General features: G+C 67.8%; 15 protein-coding genes. 6 read left to right on the top strand and 9 right to left on the bottom strand.

Annotated elements, in window-relative coordinates; translation table 11 throughout:
• The first annotated feature begins 183 nt into the window (after window positions 1-183).
• Window positions 184-1,392, top strand: a complete 1,209-nt coding sequence (locus ACZ5PO_RS01985) for an ABC transporter substrate-binding protein (RefSeq protein ID WP_464189728.1) — start codon at window positions 184-186, stop codon at window positions 1,390-1,392.
• Between the two features lie 277 nt (window positions 1,393-1,669).
• Here ACZ5PO_RS01985 and ACZ5PO_RS01990 read toward each other — a convergent pair whose 3' ends face one another.
• Window positions 1,670-3,403: an AMP-binding protein gene (locus ACZ5PO_RS01990; protein ID WP_464189730.1), complete on the bottom strand. Its 1,734-nt coding sequence runs from the start codon at window positions 3,401-3,403 to the stop codon at window positions 1,670-1,672.
• 295 nt (window positions 3,404-3,698) lie between these two features.
• Between ACZ5PO_RS01990 and ACZ5PO_RS01995 the strand changes: the two genes are divergently transcribed.
• Both ACZ5PO_RS01995 and ACZ5PO_RS02000 read left to right on the top strand, forming a co-directional pair.
• On the top strand, window positions 3,699-4,325 hold the full coding sequence (locus tag ACZ5PO_RS01995) for a MarR family winged helix-turn-helix transcriptional regulator (RefSeq protein WP_464189732.1): 627 nt from the start codon (window positions 3,699-3,701) through the stop codon (window positions 4,323-4,325).
• A gap of 270 nt (window positions 4,326-4,595) precedes the next feature.
• The gene (locus tag ACZ5PO_RS02000) at window positions 4,596-6,209 is read left to right on the top strand and encodes an AMP-binding protein (protein WP_464189734.1); all 1,614 of its coding nucleotides are present in this window, start codon (window positions 4,596-4,598) and stop codon (window positions 6,207-6,209) included.
• Between the two features lie 136 nt (window positions 6,210-6,345).
• Here ACZ5PO_RS02000 and ACZ5PO_RS02005 read toward each other — a convergent pair whose 3' ends face one another.
• The gene (locus ACZ5PO_RS02005; protein WP_464189736.1) at window positions 6,346-7,176 is read right to left on the bottom strand and encodes an NmrA family NAD(P)-binding protein; all 831 of its coding nucleotides are present in this window, start codon (window positions 7,174-7,176) and stop codon (window positions 6,346-6,348) included.
• Window positions 7,173-7,640 carry a nuclear transport factor 2 family protein gene (locus ACZ5PO_RS02010; RefSeq protein WP_464189738.1) on the bottom strand — a complete coding sequence of 156 codons (468 nt, stop codon included), beginning with the start codon at window positions 7,638-7,640 and terminating at the stop codon, window positions 7,173-7,175. The genes ACZ5PO_RS02005 and ACZ5PO_RS02010 overlap by 4 nt, the downstream gene beginning before the upstream one ends.
• A gap of 56 nt (window positions 7,641-7,696) precedes the next feature.
• Here ACZ5PO_RS02010 and ACZ5PO_RS02015 point away from each other — a divergent pair, with 56 nt between their 5' ends.
• Window positions 7,697-8,323, top strand: a complete 627-nt coding sequence (locus tag ACZ5PO_RS02015) for a TetR/AcrR family transcriptional regulator (protein WP_464189740.1) — start codon at window positions 7,697-7,699, stop codon at window positions 8,321-8,323.
• A gap of 97 nt (window positions 8,324-8,420) precedes the next feature.
• Here ACZ5PO_RS02015 and ACZ5PO_RS02020 read toward each other — a convergent pair whose 3' ends face one another.
• The 4 genes from ACZ5PO_RS02020 to ACZ5PO_RS02035 form a co-directional block, all read right to left on the bottom strand.
• Window positions 8,421-8,816 carry an ASCH domain-containing protein gene (locus ACZ5PO_RS02020; protein WP_464189743.1) on the bottom strand — a complete coding sequence of 132 codons (396 nt, stop codon included), beginning with the start codon at window positions 8,814-8,816 and terminating at the stop codon, window positions 8,421-8,423.
• Window positions 8,817-8,882: 66 nt separating this feature from the next.
• Window positions 8,883-9,779: a polysaccharide deacetylase family protein gene (locus ACZ5PO_RS02025; protein ID WP_464189745.1), complete on the bottom strand. Its 897-nt coding sequence runs from the start codon at window positions 9,777-9,779 to the stop codon at window positions 8,883-8,885.
• Between the two features lie 41 nt (window positions 9,780-9,820).
• Window positions 9,821-11,074, bottom strand: a complete 1,254-nt coding sequence (locus ACZ5PO_RS02030; protein ID WP_464189748.1) for an MFS transporter — start codon at window positions 11,072-11,074, stop codon at window positions 9,821-9,823.
• A gap of 267 nt (window positions 11,075-11,341) precedes the next feature.
• Window positions 11,342-12,559 carry an alpha/beta hydrolase family protein gene (locus tag ACZ5PO_RS02035; protein ID WP_464189750.1) on the bottom strand — a complete coding sequence of 406 codons (1,218 nt, stop codon included), beginning with the start codon at window positions 12,557-12,559 and terminating at the stop codon, window positions 11,342-11,344.
• Window positions 12,560-12,702: 143 nt separating this feature from the next.
• On the opposite strand from ACZ5PO_RS02035, the gene ACZ5PO_RS02040 reads away from it, so the two are divergent.
• Together ACZ5PO_RS02040 and ACZ5PO_RS02045 are read left to right on the top strand one after the other, a co-directional pair.
• The gene (locus ACZ5PO_RS02040; RefSeq protein WP_464189752.1) at window positions 12,703-13,332 is read left to right on the top strand and encodes a cupin domain-containing protein; all 630 of its coding nucleotides are present in this window, start codon (window positions 12,703-12,705) and stop codon (window positions 13,330-13,332) included.
• A 76-nt stretch (window positions 13,333-13,408) separates the two neighbouring features.
• On the top strand, window positions 13,409-13,975 hold the full coding sequence (locus ACZ5PO_RS02045; RefSeq protein ID WP_464189754.1) for a histidine phosphatase family protein: 567 nt from the start codon (window positions 13,409-13,411) through the stop codon (window positions 13,973-13,975).
• 28 nt (window positions 13,976-14,003) lie between these two features.
• Here ACZ5PO_RS02045 and ACZ5PO_RS02050 read toward each other — a convergent pair whose 3' ends face one another.
• Both ACZ5PO_RS02050 and ACZ5PO_RS02055 read right to left on the bottom strand, forming a co-directional pair.
• Window positions 14,004-15,632, bottom strand: a complete 1,629-nt coding sequence (locus ACZ5PO_RS02050) for a long-chain fatty acid--CoA ligase (RefSeq protein ID WP_464189756.1) — start codon at window positions 15,630-15,632, stop codon at window positions 14,004-14,006.
• Window positions 15,633-15,642: 10 nt separating this feature from the next.
• Entirely contained in the window at window positions 15,643-16,527 is an 885-nt protein-coding gene (locus tag ACZ5PO_RS02055) for a cupin domain-containing protein (protein ID WP_464189758.1), read from the bottom strand.
• Window positions 16,528-16,833 lie beyond the last annotated feature (306 nt).

Raw genomic sequence — 16,833 nt, forward strand, 5'->3', positions numbered from 1 at the left:
GCTCCAGATCCAAAAACTTGGCGCATCTCGCAATTGGTTGATCTCATCCCGTTGCGAGATGCACGCACGGCCAGACGTATCAACCTGTTGACATTTATGCCCTGCCGTGGAAGCTCCGGCGACCAATCAACGTCGCCTGGCTTTACAAGACGGCGTCGACGAAGCTGGACGAGGGAGGATGGCATGAGGAATTTGGTTCTGGCAGCGCTTGCGGCGCTGTCCTTGGCGGCGGGGCCTAGCATCGCCGCAGCCCAGTCGGGCGGTCCGGTCAAGATCGGCATCCTGAACGACCGCTCGTCGGTCTATTCCTCGATCACGGGCGAAGGCTCCGAGGTAGCCGCCAAGATGGCCGTCGAGGACTTCGGCGGGCAATTGCTCGGCAAGCCCATCGAGATCCTGGCGGCGGACCACCTGCAGAAACCCGACGTGGGCGCCGGCATCGCGCGCAAGTGGTTCGATGTCGACGGCGTCGATGCCGTCTTCGACATCTACAGCTCCGGCGTCTCGCTGGCCGTGCAGCGGCTCGCCGAGGAGAAGAACAAGATCCTGGTGGTGTCGATGGCCAGCAGCCGCGACATCAGCGGCAAGTCCTGCTCGCCCAACGGCATGCAATGGGCCAACGACGGCTATTCCGTCGCCAAGCTGACCATCGACGGCAGCCGCAAGCCGGGCGCCGACAGCTGGTTCTTCATCACCGTCGACTACACGGCCGGCCACAGCATCGAAGGCGATTCCAAGAAGATGATCGAGGCGCAGGGCGGCCAGTTCGCCGGCAGCGTCCGCTTCCCGCTGAACACCACGGACTTCAGCTCCTACCTGCTGCGCGCGCAATCGTCCGGCGCCAAGAACATCGTAATGATCGCCGGCGGCAGCGACCTGGTGAACGGCATCAAGCAGGCCGACGAGTTCGGCATCAACCAGACCGGACAGCGCTTCATCCCGTTCTCGCTGACCACGGTCGACATCATCGGCCTCGGCAACAAGGCGACCGCCGGCATGCCGCTGGTGTTCAGCTTCTACTGGGGCGAATCCGACGCCACCCGGACCTGGGCCGAGCGCTTCAAGCAGCGCACCGGCAAGCTGCCGACCGACCCGCAGGCCAACGTCTACAGCGCCGTCACGCACTACCTGAAGGCGGTCAAGGCCGCCGGCACCGCCGATACGGCAGCGGTGCTCGCCAAGATGAAGGAAATGCCGGTGGAGGATTTCTTCACCCACGGCGCCAAGGTCCGCGCCGACGGCCGGCTGATGCGCGACCTCTACTTCGCCGAGGTCAAGAAGCCTGCGGACATGAAGGATGCCACGGACCTGGTGAACCTCACCCAGAAGTTTCCGGGCGAGCAGGCCTTCATCCCGGTCGACCAGAGCGACTGCAAGTACTTGAAGAAGTAGCCCCTCGTCATGGCCGGGCTTGGCCCGGCCCGCTCCTTCATCTCCCGCGCGTCATGGCCGGACTTGATCCGGCTCGCTCCTTCACCCGCGGCGCGTCATGGCCGGGCTTGACCCGGCCATCCATCGATGAAGATAAATGTCAGCCCGCCAGGGCTGGCCGCATGCTGGCGGTTTCCAAGTGGATGGATGGCCGGATCAAGTCCGGCCATGACGACGGAGGGACGATGGCAGCCGGGCCCATCCCAGCCATGACGCTGGAGCGGCGGCCACCCACGCCTCACAGCTCCTTGGCCAGCTCTTCCTTCTTCACCTTGCCGGTGGTGGTCATCGGCAGGCTCTCGGCGATGCGCAGCTCGGGAATCTTGTAGACGGCGAGCCTCTCGCGGCAGAACGCCAGGAGATCGTCGGCCGACACCTGGCCCGCCTGCGCCGGGTGCAAGGTGACGAAGGCGACCGGCACCTGGCCGCGGACGGGGTCCTCCCGCCCGATGACGCCGCTGCCGGTCACCGCCGGGTGCTGGCCGAGCACGGCCTCGATCTCCGCCGGGAACACGCTCATGCCCTTGACCTTGAGCATCTCCTTGCGGCGGCCGAGGAAGTGGATCGAGCCGTCCTCGCCGATCATGCCGATGTCGCCGGTGCGCAGCCAGCCGCCGACCAGGCCTTCGCGCGTGGCGTCCGGCTTGTTCCAGTAGCCCTTGAGCAGCGACGGTGAGCGGACACAGAGCTCGCCCTCCTCGCCCAGCGGCTTCAGCCTGTCGCTGCCGAACTCCATGATCTTGAACGCGGTGCCGGGCACCGGCAGGCCGCAGAACACCTGCCGCGCCTTGAGGTCGACGTCGCCCTCCTGGAAGCCGCGGGTGAAGGTGTCGATCGAGTGGGTCTCGGTCATGCCCCAGGCGGCTTCGCGCAGGGTGGCGCCGGTGTGCGTCCGCCAGCCTTCGCGGAAGGCGACGTTGAGCTTCTTGACGAAGGAGGCGACGACCACGTCGCGCAGCGACGTCAGGTCGTAGTCGCCGATGCGGGGATGCTCCATCAGCTCCACCGCATTGTCGACGACCATGGCCGAGAAGGTCACCTTGTGGCGCTCGACCGCGGCCATGTAGGCCTCCGGATCCCAGCGCGCCAGCAGCACGCAGGTACCGCCGCAGACGACGGGGATGAGGATGCCGAAATCCTCCCCGGCCATCCAGAAGATCGGCCAGAAGTCGATGATGACGGCGTCGGGCCCGATGTCGGCGGTGATCGAGGTGCCGGTCGCGGCCGTGTAGAGCATGTTGCGCTGGGTGTGCACGCAGCCCTTGGGCATGCCGGTGGTACCGCCGGTGTAGTTCAGCGCGGCGACCGCATCGAGATCGGGCTCCACCTTGGGCGCCGCGCCGGTCTCCGCGTCGAGCGTCGCCATCAGGTCGACGACGCCGGCCGGCAGCGGGCTGCGCGGCGTCGTCAGGGCCGGCGGCAGGGGGCCGAGCGGCTGGTCCGGCAGCATGTCCAGGAACGAGGTGGCGAGCACGTGCCGGACCGAGGTCTGCGCCTTGCAAGCCTCGACCACCGGCAGCAGCTGGTCGTGGGTGACTAGAATCTCGGCGGCGGTGTCGTTGAGCTCGTAGACGAACTCGGCCTCCCGGAACATCGGGTTGACCGGCACATGCACGCCGCCGGCCTTCAGGATGCCGTAGAAGGCGATGAAGAACTGCGGGCAGTTGGGCAGGAAGACGGCGACCCGATCGCCGGTCTTGAAACCGTAGCGATGGAGCAGGGCGGCGAAGCGGTCGCTCAGCCGGTCGAGCTCAGCGTAGCTGATCTCACGGCCGTAGAAGATGATCGCGGGCTTGGCAGGCGTGCGTCGTGCCCACTCGCCGAGGTAGGCGGTGATGGCGATCTCGCCCAGCGGATAGCGCACCTCGCGGGGGACCTCGGCGGGCCAGCGTCGCGCCCAGAATTGCTCCGCGTGAGCCAGATAGGCCGCTTCGCTGGCGGTGTAATCGGCTGCATCTCCTTGCGCCTGCATCTTGTCCTCCCGGTGTGCTGTCCTGACCTGCTCCGACTGTGGAGCCGTATCGCCCTGGTTGTGGCCATCTTGCGCGAGCCACCGCTTGTGCGTAAGCACGACGGCCGGCTGCCGGATCGCGGCTGCGCAACGCGTCGGCAGCCCCGTCGTCGGCCAGCTGACAGGAAGCGGCTTCTGCTCGATATTTCAGCGTGCGGCCGACCCAGCTCTACGAGCGAGGGCGAGACGCGTCAATATATTGACACGTCTGGCTCCCGCAACCGGAAGCCGCCAACCACAAGGAACCATGGTGAGCATGCAGCCTACGCACGACGCCCCCCCCGCCGACCGTTCGGGCGATGCTGACCATGAGCTCAACAACCGCCTCTTCTTCCGGCTGGTCCAGGCGGCCAACATCTATCACCGGCAGGCCACGCGCGAGCTCAACATCTCGGCCATCCAGGGCGTGGTGCTGGGGGCGCTGTCGCGCTATGCCGACGAGGGCATCGCGTTCTCCGCCCTCGTCGACTACCTCGCCGTCAGCCGCCAGAACCTGGATGCCGTGCTCAAGCGGATGGAGCGTCAAGGCCTCGTCGAACGCATCGAGGGCCCGACCGACAGACGGATCCGCATCGTGCGGCTGACCCGGGCCGGCGTCCTGGCGTGGGACGATCTGAGCGCCCGCACCGTCGAGTTCTACAAGCTCGCCACCGAGACGATACCGTTCGATGCCAGGGCGGCGTTCGTCGAGGTGCTGGTCCAGGTTTCGCGCGGCCTGAAGGCGGTGCGCCTCGACTCGGCCAAGAAGCACTCGGCCAAGAAACACTCGGCAAAGAAGCCCGGCCCGCGATCGAAGCCGGCAGGTGGGCGGCGCCAGCGGACCGCCCACGGCGCCGCCGACGCGGCGCCAGACCGGACGCACACGGCCGGCGCCGGCGACTGAGCAGAAGGCGGTCGCCAGAAAACGGTTGTCGGCGCCGCGAAAATCCATCAATACGTTGACACGATCGCACGGCGCGGCGCCGGACGGAGCATGCGGTGGCAGGGACGGCTGAGGCCCTCTCGCCCCCGTCCGCCCGCCGGGCCGAACGGTCGGCATGACCTTGCGCCGGTCGACCACGACCGAAACGTGGCCGCCGACCGAGGATTGTGGAGGCGAGACCGCGACGAAGGCGGCGGCGTCCGCTCGGCAATCACGCTTCAGGAGGGAACCATGGCTGTATCCGAGCCCCGCGTGCCGGCACGCGACGACTGCGTGCTCCGCTACGTGCTCGACAGGCGCGCAGCCGCCCATCCGGACCGCCCGTTCATCCGGCTCGGCGATGGCAGCCACCTCGCCTACGGCGATTTCAAGCAGCAGGTCGAGCGCGCCGCGGCGGGGCTCGCCGCCCTCGGCGTCAAGCAGGGCGACACGGTCACCGTGTGGCTGCCCAACGGTGTCGAGATGATCCGCGTCTGGTTCGCCATCAACTGGCTGGGCGCGACCTACGTGCCGATCAACGTCGCCTATCGCGGCAGCCTGCTGGCGCACGTGCTGGCCAACGCCGGCTCGTCGGTCATCGTCGCCAGCGTCGACCTGGTGGCGCGGCTCGCCGACGTGGACAGGGCGAGCCTTGAGACCTGCGTCGTCGTCGGCGGCAGCGCCGATCCCGTGCCCGGCCTCGCCATGCACGAGGCGGCGGCGCTCGACGGCGATCCCTCCACGATCCCGACCCTCGGCCGGCCGATCGAGCCCTGGGACGTGCAGTCGATCATCTACACCTCGGGCACCACCGGCCGTTCCAAGGGGGTGATCAGCTCCTACGCCCACCTCTTCCACATGAGCGGGCCGCAGAGCTTCCACATGCTCGACGAGACCGACAGCTTCCTGCTCTACGGCCCGCTGTTCCACGTCGGCGGCACGCTGCCGGTGGTCGCCTCGCTCAACCGCGGCGGCGCCGTCGGCGTCGCCGGCGAGTTCTCGACCGAGACGTTCTGGCCGGCGGTGCGCGCCACCGGCGCCACCTTCGCGATCCTGCTCGGCGTCATGACCAGCTTCATCGCCAAGCGGCCGCCCTCGCCCGACGACCGCGGCCACACGCTCAAGAAGGTGATGATGATCCCCCTCGACGACGGCTGGCGCGCCTTCGCCGAACGGTTCGGCGTGACAGTGTGGACGCTGTTCAACATGACCGAGATCAACGTGCCGATCGTCTCCGAGCCCAACCCGCCCAAGCTCGGCACCTGCGGGCGCAAGCGTGACGGCGTCGAACTGCGCATTGTCGACGAGCACGATTGCGAGGTTGCCGACGGGCAGGTGGGCGAGCTGATCATCCGCACCGACGCGCCGTGGGCGCTGAACTCCGGTTACTTCAAGGACGCGGAGGCGACGGCGAAAGCCTGGCGCAACGGCTGGTTCCACACCGGCGACGCCTTCCGGCGCGATGCGGATGGCGACTACTTCTTCGTCGACCGCATGAAGGACGCGATCCGCCGGCGCGGCGAGAACATCTCCTCGTTCGAGGTGGAAGTGGAGATCCTCGCCCACCCGGCCGTGCGCGAGTGCGCCGTCGTCGCCGTCCCGAACGAGACGTCGGAGGACGATGTGCTGGCGATCGTGGCGCCGATACCCGGCGCGACCATCGACCCGGTGGAGTTGCTGGAGTTCCTGAGGCCCAGGCTCGCCCATTTCATGCTGCCGCGCTATGTGCGCGTGCTCCCCGACCTGCCGAGGACGCCGACGCAGAAGGTGGAGAAGCACGTGCTGCGCAGCGCCGGCGTCACGCCGGACGTATGGGACCGAGAGCAGGCCGGCATCCGCGTGGCGCGCGAGAAGCTGCGCGGCTGACGCACGGCCAAGCCACCTGCCCTGTCCGCCGCCTGGGAGCGGACGTCTGCACGGCGGCCGAGGCGTCGGCGCCTTCCGCCTCTCCTTAGCGCATGACCCCAAGCGGGATGATGATTCGAAGAAAAATCATCCCGCTCTAACCCGCCCGCTTCCAGACATCAGCGCTCGCCTCGGCAAAAGCTTGAAAGGTCAGAGGAGGCGCGCCGGTCAAGGTTCTAAAGACGTCCGTCGTCCGCGCATGGGCGCCGTCAGCAATGGCTTGGTATCCGGCGGCCAAGAATCTGGCCGTTGCGTCGGGAAGGCCGCGATTGAGGAAGCGAACCACCAGCGCCTCCGTCGAAATGGGGGTGTGCGAGATTCGGCGGCCGCAAGCCTGGCTGATCTGCTCCGCGACCTGGTCATACGAAATCGCCTCGCCGCCCGTGAGAACAAAGTCGCTGTTCATCCGCCCAGGCCCCGTCAGCACCGCAAACGCCGCGCGCGCGATGTCGTCGGCGCTGATGAAGGGAACGCGGCCTGTGCCGGTGTTCGAATAGATGGTGTCCTCGCCCAGGATGGTCGCGAGATGCGAGCCCACGCTGAAGTTCTGCATGAAGGCGCTCGGGCACAAGACGGCCCAGTCCTCACTGTTGTCTTTCAGCCATTGGTGCACCTGTCCGTGGGCGGGCCCGCCTGCTGGCAGCGAAGCCATGCTGAGAAACACGAAGCGACGAACGCCCTTGCGCATCGCCGATTGCGCGAACGCCACCATCCGCGAATACGGATCGTCGACGGTCGGCGGAGCCACGAGATAGACCGACGCAACGCCGTCAAGCACCGCGTCCCATGTCTCGGGCCGGGTCCAGTCGAACGGCCGCTCGCCGCCGCGAGAGGCGGCGCGATAGTCCACGCCCTTCTCGCTCAGTTGCGAGACCAGGCTCCGGCCCGTTTTCCCGGTCGCGCCGGTGACGAGCACGAGGCCACTCATGCGGCGTCTCCCGCGTCGGGCGCGCCGCCGAGAATGAAAGCCTCGACCACTGCCGAGCCGAGCTGCGCCTTCAGGCCCTGAATGGGGTTCCAGTAGTCCTTGTAGTGGACCATCCGGCCGCCGCGCGTGCGGATGACGGAGATGTAGCGCTGCTCATACGGTTCGCCGACTTTCAGTGCGCGGCCATGGCCCTCGAACTCCAGAATGACCACCTCGGGGTCGGTGGTCTCGTGCACGATGACGTTGTCCACCGAGTCGACGCTCACGGCCTCGCCGACGGTCGATAGATACGAGACCACGGCTGCACGGCCGTCGATCCGTGTCTTCATGCCGGGTCGGGCGTATGGAAACTCCATGACGAAGTCCTCGGCCATCATGTCGATGAAGCTTGTCGCCGACGGGTCGATACGGTCTCCAAGGGCATCCTTCATGATGGTCAGAGTGGTTGGCTTGGTCTCGGACACGGACTAGATCTCCGTCGATGGAACACGATCGTCTCGACAGGCTAGGCTCACGATCAATGGAACGCAACCGTTCCGTCGCGACGGCTGCGCGTGCCGAGCGCCTGAGCGGCGCGGCGGTGAAGCGGCCGCAGATCACCGACGCGTTGGCACGGACCTTTTTCGAAGAATGGGCGCGCGTCGGATACAGCGCGCTCAGCCTCGATGCCGTGGCGCGCAAGGCGGGGGTTGGCAAGGCTGCTCTCTATCGTCGTTGGCGCTCCAAGGCCGACATGGCGCGCGATCTCCTGTCCCAGTTCGTGGCGACCGTCCCCGCCCGCATCGAGTCTGGTGACTGCGGGTCCCTGGAGGACGATCTGTATGCGATGCTCCTCGCCGGCCGGCGCTTGATGCGCCACCGGCTCGTGCGCCGCATCCTGCCTGACCTCTACTTGGCCATGGGGCGGGAGCCCGCCCTGGTGGCGGTGCTGCGGCCCGGCGAGGCGGCGCGGGAGAAGAAGGTCAAGACACTGATCGACCGAGCCGTGGTCCGAGGCGAACTACCGGAAGATGTTGATCGTCGCCTGGCGACCGATGTGCTGATCGGACCCCTCTACTGGCGCATCGTCGTTCTCGGCGAACGCTGCGACCGACAGCAAATCAAGCGGCTCGCGCGCATGACGGCCGCGGCGATCATCGCGAGCTGATCGATCGGCGCCTCCGCGCCTATCAAGCTTCGGGCAGCAAAGGCCGACTATTGACGCGAACTGCCACGCGCCGGCTCTGCAACCGTGATCGCCCCATCTACGCGCCGTCGACGTCGAGGACTTCGACCACGCGGAAGCGCTCGCACCACAGCAGCATGTCCGGATTGAAGCCGCCGTTCCGCGTGAAGTAGCTCTGGTGCGCCGCCCGCCAGTAGGCGAGCGTCAGATCGCCCTCCCCTTCCTCGGCGGCGAAGACATCGTCCACCTCGTCGAAGCGGCGCTGGGTCAGCTCGACGGTCTCCAGCACGGCGCGCGGCCGTCCGGCGCCGTCCTCGACGACCCATCGCTTGCCGGCCTCGGCCCCCTTCGACCCGTCGGTGGCGCTCCAGCACGTCGCCGTCTTGCGGCCGATCAGAATGAGCGCGAGCAGCTCGTCCGCGAGCTCGGGCCCGTCGCCGAAGGGAAACCGGTCCAGGTCGCGCCAGGACGCCATCCGATCGCTCCTCGCACGATTCTGTCCCCAGGCCTCGGAAGGACCTTGCGCGACAGATCTACACCATCACACGCCAACGGTGTGCTGGGTGCGATACCAGTCGAGGATCTCCGCCCCGGTCCACATGACGACGCCGTCGTGACCGAGAATGTAGTCGTAGAGCATCTCGAGGTACTTGATCCGGTGCGGCACGCCCGTGAGGTAGGGGTGGATCGAGATGGCCATGACGCGCGGCGCCCGGGCACCGTCGAGGTAGAGCCGGTCAAACTGGTCGCGGCCCCGCCGCCAGATCTCGTCCGACGGCTGCTGCTGCACGGCGCTGATGACGACGTCGTTGATCTCGACCGTGTAGGGCACGGAGACGACGGTGCCGGCCCGGGTCGTGAGCGGCACCGGCTGCTCGTCCAGCACCCAGTCGGCGACGTATTCGATGCCCGCCTCCGCCAGGAGATCGAGCGTCTCGTCGGTCTCGGTGAGGCCGGGGCTCTCCCAGCCGCGCGGCGGCCGGCCGGTGAAATCGGCAATGGCCTTGATCGTATCGGCGATGGCGGCGCGCTGATCCGCGACCTTGTGCATGGGGCGCTGGACGAAGCCGTGCCCCATGAACTCCCAGCCGGCCTCGCGGGCGGCCCGGCAGGCTTCCTCGTAGACCGTGCAGGCGCTGCCGTTGACGGCGAACGTCGCCTTCAGGCCGCGGCTGCCGAGCGCCTCGATGAAGCGCCAGAAGCCGACCCGCATGCCGTACTCGTGCCAGGCCCAGTTGGGTACATCCGGCAGCAGCGGCTGGCCCATGGGCGGCGGCAGCACGGCCCGCGGCATCGCCGCAAGCGGGCTCCAGTTCTCGACGTTGACGATGGTCCAGACGGCGACCCGGGCACCACCCGGCAGCGCCAGGGCTGGCCGCCGGTGGATCGGCGTATAGTCGAGGCGGGCACGGATGCTGCGGCCGACGTCATCGCTCACCGGGTGATCCTCCGTTTCAATGGGCCTGCCGCTTCGGTTCGTCACGCGGCCGGCCGCGGCCGGCGGATCGCCTTGGCGTCGAGGAACAGCATGGCGATAATCGCGACGAGCGGGAACAGGCACAGTTGCAGCAGGCTCGCGTGGCCCCAGCCGAACTGCGTGCGCAGCAGCGCGAACAGATAGCCGGCAAGACTTGCCGGCAGGTACAGGCAGGTGACCATGATGCCCGAGGCGCGACCGACGAAGGCCGGGCGGACGCAGCGCTGGATCAGCGAATAGGTGTTGACGAAGACGACGCCGCTGCCGATGGCGCCGGCGATGAAGGCGAGCGCGTACTGAGCCGGCGCTGATGTCGCGACGTTGAACATGGCGTAGGAGTTCACGATCATCACGCAGATCGCGACGATGGCGATCCAGCGCTGGCTGACGCGATCGGCCAAGTAGCCGGCGGGAATGCCGAGCAGGGCGCCGAGCCCGAAGAGGCTGGCGGCGAAGCCGGCCTGCGGGACGCTCAGACCGAGCTCGGTGCGCAGGAACGTCGGATAGAGGCCGAGGAAGCCGTAGCCGGCCACGCCCAGGACGATGGCGCTCAGGGCGCAGATGACGACGTTGCGGTTGAGCACGCGCGCCGGGATGTGCTCGTCGGCGCCGGATGCAGCGAGATCGAGCGGCTCGTTACGATGCTCGGTGAAGGCGGGCGTGACCGTCAGACGGGCAAACACCAGGACGATGAGGCCGAGCACGCCGTAAACGATCAGCGGTGTCCGCCAATCGCTGGTCCAGACCAGGAGGTAGGCGGCGAGAATCGGCCCGATGAACGATCCCACGCCATAGGCGAAGTTCATCGAGCCCAGGGCCGCGGCGCGGTTGGCGGCGAAGTAGGCCCCCACGGCGGTGAACAGGGCGGCGTTCTGCATGCCCTCGCCGATACCCGACAGGGCGCGATAGACGGCCATATCGTAGAAGCCGACCGAGAACGCCGACAGGATCGTCAGCACCGAATAGATCAGGATGCCGATAAGGATGACGTTCATGCGCGAGAAGCGGTCGAGCAGGTAGCCGGTCGGGATGCCGGACAGGCCGATGCCGAGGGTGAAGACGGTGGCCAGGAAGCCGCCCTGCTCGAGCGAGAACGCGTAGTGCGCGTTGACGTTGGGCAGCAAGATCGAGAACACGATCCGGTCCATGGCGTTGACCGCATAGGTCACGCCCATGATGGCCAACATGGTCATCGCTGCGCGCCGGGACAGACGCTCTGCCGATGGCTGCACGGCTATGGTCGATGCGATCGTCATGCGGCTCCCCTCTGGTTGTTGTGGTGTGTTCACCGAGGCACGTTCTGCGGGCGTCGAGGCAACACCCCACCAGCCCCTCCCCTTCGGTCGGGAGAGCCTCCCCGCAAGGGGGAGGCCGTTCGGCAGGCCGCCTCGCCCAACTTCTCCAAGCTTAAAAAGTGAGGCTCCTCCCTCCCCCTTGTGGGGAGGGGTGGGGGTGTTGGCGATGCGCTGTCAGAGCAAGAGTTTAGGTGCCAAGCTGCAAGCGCCGGCGGCCTGCAGCCAATCTCAGCCCCGGGCCACCGCGCGCAGCGCGCGCTCGTCGATGCCGAACCGCTCGACCAGCCAGTCACCGATGATCTCCTGGCCGAGCGTCGGGTTGTCGTGCTGGCAGTGGTCGGCGCCGGTCTCCTCCTCGCTGACCAGGTGGAAGGTCACGTCGACGCTCTTCGACACCGCATAGTCACGCACCAGCTTGGCCGCCTGCACGCCGAGGACATCGTGGCCGCCGTGCACGATGAGGTAGGGGCACTTCATATGGTCCAGCACGCCCTCCAGGCGGAACTGGCGCACCACCTCCGGCAGCTCGCGCATGGAGGTGGCGCCGGTGACCCACTTCAGATGACCGGCGAGCGGATGGTCCTCGGGTCGGTCGCCGATCTGGGCGGCGAAGTCCCAGATGGCGCCGTGCGAGATGCAGGCCGCGAGCCGCGGCTCGTAGCTGCCGGCGCGCGCGGCGTAATAGCCGCCCAGGCTGGAGCCGCAGAGCGCGATCCGCGCCATGTCGACGTCGTCGCGCGTCGCCAGATAGTCGATGCAGCGGCCGATCGGCACCTCGTAGTCATAGCGGCTGACCACGCCGTGGCGGCGCAGCGTGCCGCCCTGGCCGGGGCCATCGATCATCAGCACCGAGAGGCCGCGCTGCAGGGCGCCGCGCGCCTGCATGAACCACATCTCGTCCTTGATCGAGTCGAGGCCGCCCATGGCGATGAGGACGGGCTGACGGCCGGAGCCAAGGGGTGAGCGCACGAAGTAGGCGCACAGCGAGACCCCGTTCTCATAGGGGATATCCACCACCTCGCCGGCGGGAACGAGGTGGGAGATGAACTTCTTCGAGCAGGTCTCCATCAGCTCGAAGGTGGGCAGCCGGCGCGGATCGTCGGGCGCCAGCCAGAACTCGGCCTGGCGGTAGTAGCCGGCAGCGCGCAGCCAGCCGTTCTGGGCCGTCTGGATATGGCCTGCGGCCTCCGAGCGGTCGGCGCGCTCGTGGTTGCGCCGCGCCACGCGGATCCACTCGTTGTGCCAGCTCTCCTCGTCGCCCGGCACCATGCGCGCGGCGGCCTGGAAGCACTCGCTGATGGCGCCCGCGCCTTCCTGCGTCTCTCCGAGCCCGCGCCTGAATTGGTACGACATCCAGGGATGGTCGGGCCAATGCTGCCACCCGTACGGCTCGAAGTGGGGCGCGTGGTCCTGCGTTTCGGCGTCGATCAGCATCGAGTCTGCCATGTCGGTCTCCGCATCGCTGCTTGGTGGCAAACTGATTACCTATATGCGCAATTTTATTCAAGTAGCTTGAATGAAATTCCGGCCTATTTTGAACGCACACCGATTCACGGGCGGCTCGTCGCGCCGCCAGCACGGAGCCCGATATGCGTCGCCACAAGACCTTGCCCGCCGCGGCCGCCGAAGCGGCGGACGAGCCGCCGGCCGACGATGTTCACATCGGCCGGCGGCTGCGCCACGCGCGGCTCACGCATCGACTGACGCTGCGCCAGCTGGCCGAGCAGGCGGAGTGCTCGGAGAGCATGCTGTCCAAGATCGAGAACGGCCGGGCGCTGCCGTCGATGGCGACGCTCTATCGCGTCATCAAGGTGCTGGGTCTGACCATGGGGCAGTTGTTCACCAACGCACACCGCCCGGCCGGCATCATTTCGCGCGCCGGCGAGCGCGCCATCCTGCCCATCCATCCGCTGCGGCCCAACAGCGACACCAAGGTCGAGCAGTTGATCCCCTACGACCCCAGCCATCTGCTGGAGGGCAGCATTCACCTCATTGCGCCCGGGTCGGGCGCCCAGACGAGCGACGACCTGATCACGCACGAGGGCGAAGAGGTCGGCTACGTCATCGAGGGAACATTGGAGATCATCGTGGGAAAGGAGCGCTACACGGTCAACGCCGGCGATTCCGCACACTTCCGCTCGGAGATCCCGCACGGATACTTCAACCCGGGGCCTAAGCCGGCGCGGATCATCGTCATCAATACGCCACCGACGTTTTAGCTCTCACGCTGTGCTATGAACCGGCGACGACCCGATGGTCCGCCGGTCACCGCGGTCGCAGACGGGAGGGCGCGACGTGGATGTGTTTGCGATCAGGCACGGGGAGACGGCGTGGAGCCTCAGCGGCCAGCACACCGGCACCACCGATATCCCCTTGACCGACAACGGCCGGCACCTCGCCGAGCGGCTGCGGCCGGTGCTCGCCAAGGAGACGTTCGCGCTGGTGCTGGTGAGCCCGATGCAGCGGGCGCGCGAGACCTGCGAGATCGCCGGCCTCGGCGCCCAGGCGGTCGTCGACCCGGACCTGCGCGAGTGGAACTACGGCGCCTATGAGGGGCGGACCACCGACCAGATCCGCGAGGAGGCTCCGGGCTGGGAGATCTTCGTGGACGGCTGCCCGGGCGGCGAGACACCGGAGCAGATCGGCGCCCGCGCCGACCGGGTGATCGCACGCGCCCGGCAGGCCGGCGGCAAGGTGGCGCTGTTCGCGCACGGCCACATCCTGCGCGTCGTCGGCGCCCGCTGGATCGGCTCGCCCACCGTCCTCGGCCAGCACCTCCAGCTCGGCACCGGCACCCTGTGCCTCCTCGGCTACTACCGGGAAACGCCGACGATCAACGTCTGGAACGGGCCGCTGGCATAAGGCGGCCCGCCGCTGCCGGACGCGCCGCTCATGCCGCCGGGACCTGGGTGAGATGGTCGCGGAAGCGTTCGCGAAGCGTCAGCTTCGAGATCTTGCCGGTGGCGGTCATCGGCAGCTCGTCGACGAACACGACGTCGTCGGGGAGCCACCATCTGGCGATGCGCGGGCTCAGGAACGAGAGCACGCCCTCGCGTGTCGGCGCCGCCCCTTCGGCCGCCACGATGATGAGCAGCGGCCGCTCCTCCCACTTGGGGTGATAGGCCGCGATGACGGCCGCCTGCCTCACGCCCGGCACGCTGCAGGCAAGGTTCTCGATCTCGAGCGAACTGATCCACTCGCCGCCTGACTTGATCACGTCCTTCGTGCGGTCGGTAATGCGGAGATAACCGAAGCGGTCGAGCGTTCCGACGTCGCCCGTCGCGAACCAGCCCTCCGTGTCGAGCTCGTCCTGGCCCGCGCCGAAATAGCTCCGGGCCACCCAGGGTCCGCGAACCCACAGCGCCCCTTGCGAGCGCCCGTCCCGCGGGGCCTCGCCCCCGTCCTCCTGCACGATGCGCGCGTCCACGCCCCATCGAACCCGCCCCTGCTGGGCGAGGACGGTGGCGCGCTGCTCGTGCGGCAGCGCGTCCACCGCGGGGGTCGAGGTGGCGATCGTGCCGAGAGGGCTGGTTTCGGTCATCCCCCACAGCTGCAGAACGGTACAGCCGAAGCCGGCCAGAGCCTCGATCATGGCGCGCGGCACGGCGGAGCCGCCGATGCCGGCCCGGCGCAGGCTGTCGATCCGTCCCCCCGTCTGCCCGAGGTGGTCGAGCAGCATGGTGAACACCGTCGGCACGCCGACGGTGAAGGTGCAGGCCTCGGCGCTGATCATCGCATGCATGGCCGGCCCGTCGATCTTGGCGCCGGGCAGCACCAGCTTGGCGCCCGTCATCGCCGCCAGATACGGAAAGCTCCAGGCATTCGCGTGGAACATCGGAGGTAGCGCCAGCAGCACGCTGTCCGCCGAGATCGAAAAGCTGCCGGGCTGGCACGCCGAGAGCGCGTGCAGCACGGTGGACCGATGCGAGTAGAGGACGCCCTTGGGATCTCCCGTGGTGCCCGACGTGTAGCAGAGGGTGGAGGCGGTGCGCTCGTCGAAACGCGGCCAGGCCAGATCGACGTCGCCGTCGGCGAGAAAGCGCTCATAGCCCAGCCAGTCGGTGCGCGGCGCGGCGGCGGCTTCGCCAGGCTCGCCGAGAACGATCACGGTGTGAAGCGCTTCGACGCGCTCGGCCAGCCGCGCCGCCAGCGGGACGAACTGAGCGTCGGCGAACAGGATGCGGCTGCCGCCGTGCCGGACGATGTACTCGATCTGGGCGTCGAAGAGGCGCGGATTGACCGTGTGAAGAATGGCGCCGATTCCGGACACGGCGAAGTAGAGCTCGAAGTGCCGGTGATGGTTCATGGCCAGGGTGGCGACGCGGTCCCCGGGCTTCACGCCGGCGCGCGTCAGCGCCGAGGCGAGCCGCCGCGCTCGCCGCGCCGCATCCTCGAAACCATACCGATGAGCCGCAGCGCCGTCCGCGTAGGCGACGATCTCGGCCCGCGGATGCCACCGCTCGGCATAGTCCAGGAGGCTCGAGATGAGCAGCGGAACGTCCTGCATCAGGCCGTGCATGGGAGCCTCGTCAGACAAAAGCGAAGCCCATGGTGCGGGCGTGATAGTATAGACCGCCGTCCTGCACGATCAGCGCCAGCGCCCAGCCGCCGTCGGCGGCATTGGCGTGCGAGTGAGCCTCGGTCGCCGGCGTCAGGATCACCGTGTGATCGGACCAGTCGAACCGGCGTCCGCCGATCACCGAATGGCATTCGCCCTGCCGCAGCACGAGCACCAGTGCGGCGGCGTTGTGCCGATGGGCGGGCTGGGCGTCGCCCGGGGCCACCAGGTTGTAGGTCAGCGTCATCAAGGGCAGACATGTCTTGAGGCCGTCCATGGCCGTGCTCGACAGATTGAGCGCCCGCCCGGGCGCGTCCGGGGGCAAAATCCGCTCGCGCAGCTCGCTCAATCGCGCCTCCGTCATGGCGCGTGGATAGTGGACGGCTTCGATCGCCGCCTGCTCGGACACGGGCGCGCCGGCGCCCGCAAAGCGCAGCGCCGGCGCATCGGAGACATGGTAGAGAATGGCGTCCGCGCTCGCCGCGTGCTCCGTGGGATCGTCGGCGCCGGGCAGGCAGAAGATGTCACCGTCGCTCCACTGGATACGATCGGCGCCTTTGCTGCTCTGGCCCGATCCCGACAGCACCACGTAGATCTCGCCGGTGGCCGCGCGGGCCAGGGCCAGCTGCTCGCCGGCCTTGATGCGCAGATAGCTCGCCAACAGCAGCGGCGAGGTCGCGGGATGGGGCAGGCCGAGCGGCGTGGCGCTGTCCAGCAGAATCTCGCGCGTCGGCGTGCCGGCGTCGAACGCTGCGTCCCGCTCCGCCGTGAACTGCCGCGGCTCCAGCGGCGGCCGTTTGATATTGAAGCCCTCCTCCACCGAGAAGAAGCGCGCACGGGCCGCGTACGCGGCCATATCCGCTCCCATGGGTGCCTGCATTGCCATCGCCCTCCCGCCAGATCGCCTTTACTCGAGGCGTATAAGAAATGAACCTATAATCACTCCTACTGTCAAGCCGTCTCGCTCTTTGGGCGCATGAACCCGATATTAAAAGCACCATATGCGCGCAGCGCCGATTGAATCGCGCTTCGCTCTTGACACAAAGATATGAATTAGAATTCATTATTCGACACGAGGCGGTGCGCTATCCGTCGGCTGGGGACGAAGCCCCCGCTCGATGGTCCGGTCGGCGCCGGGCGGACGCATGCGGCGACGCGCGCG

The organism is Chelatococcus sp. KU-N122, from assembly GCF_055391085.1.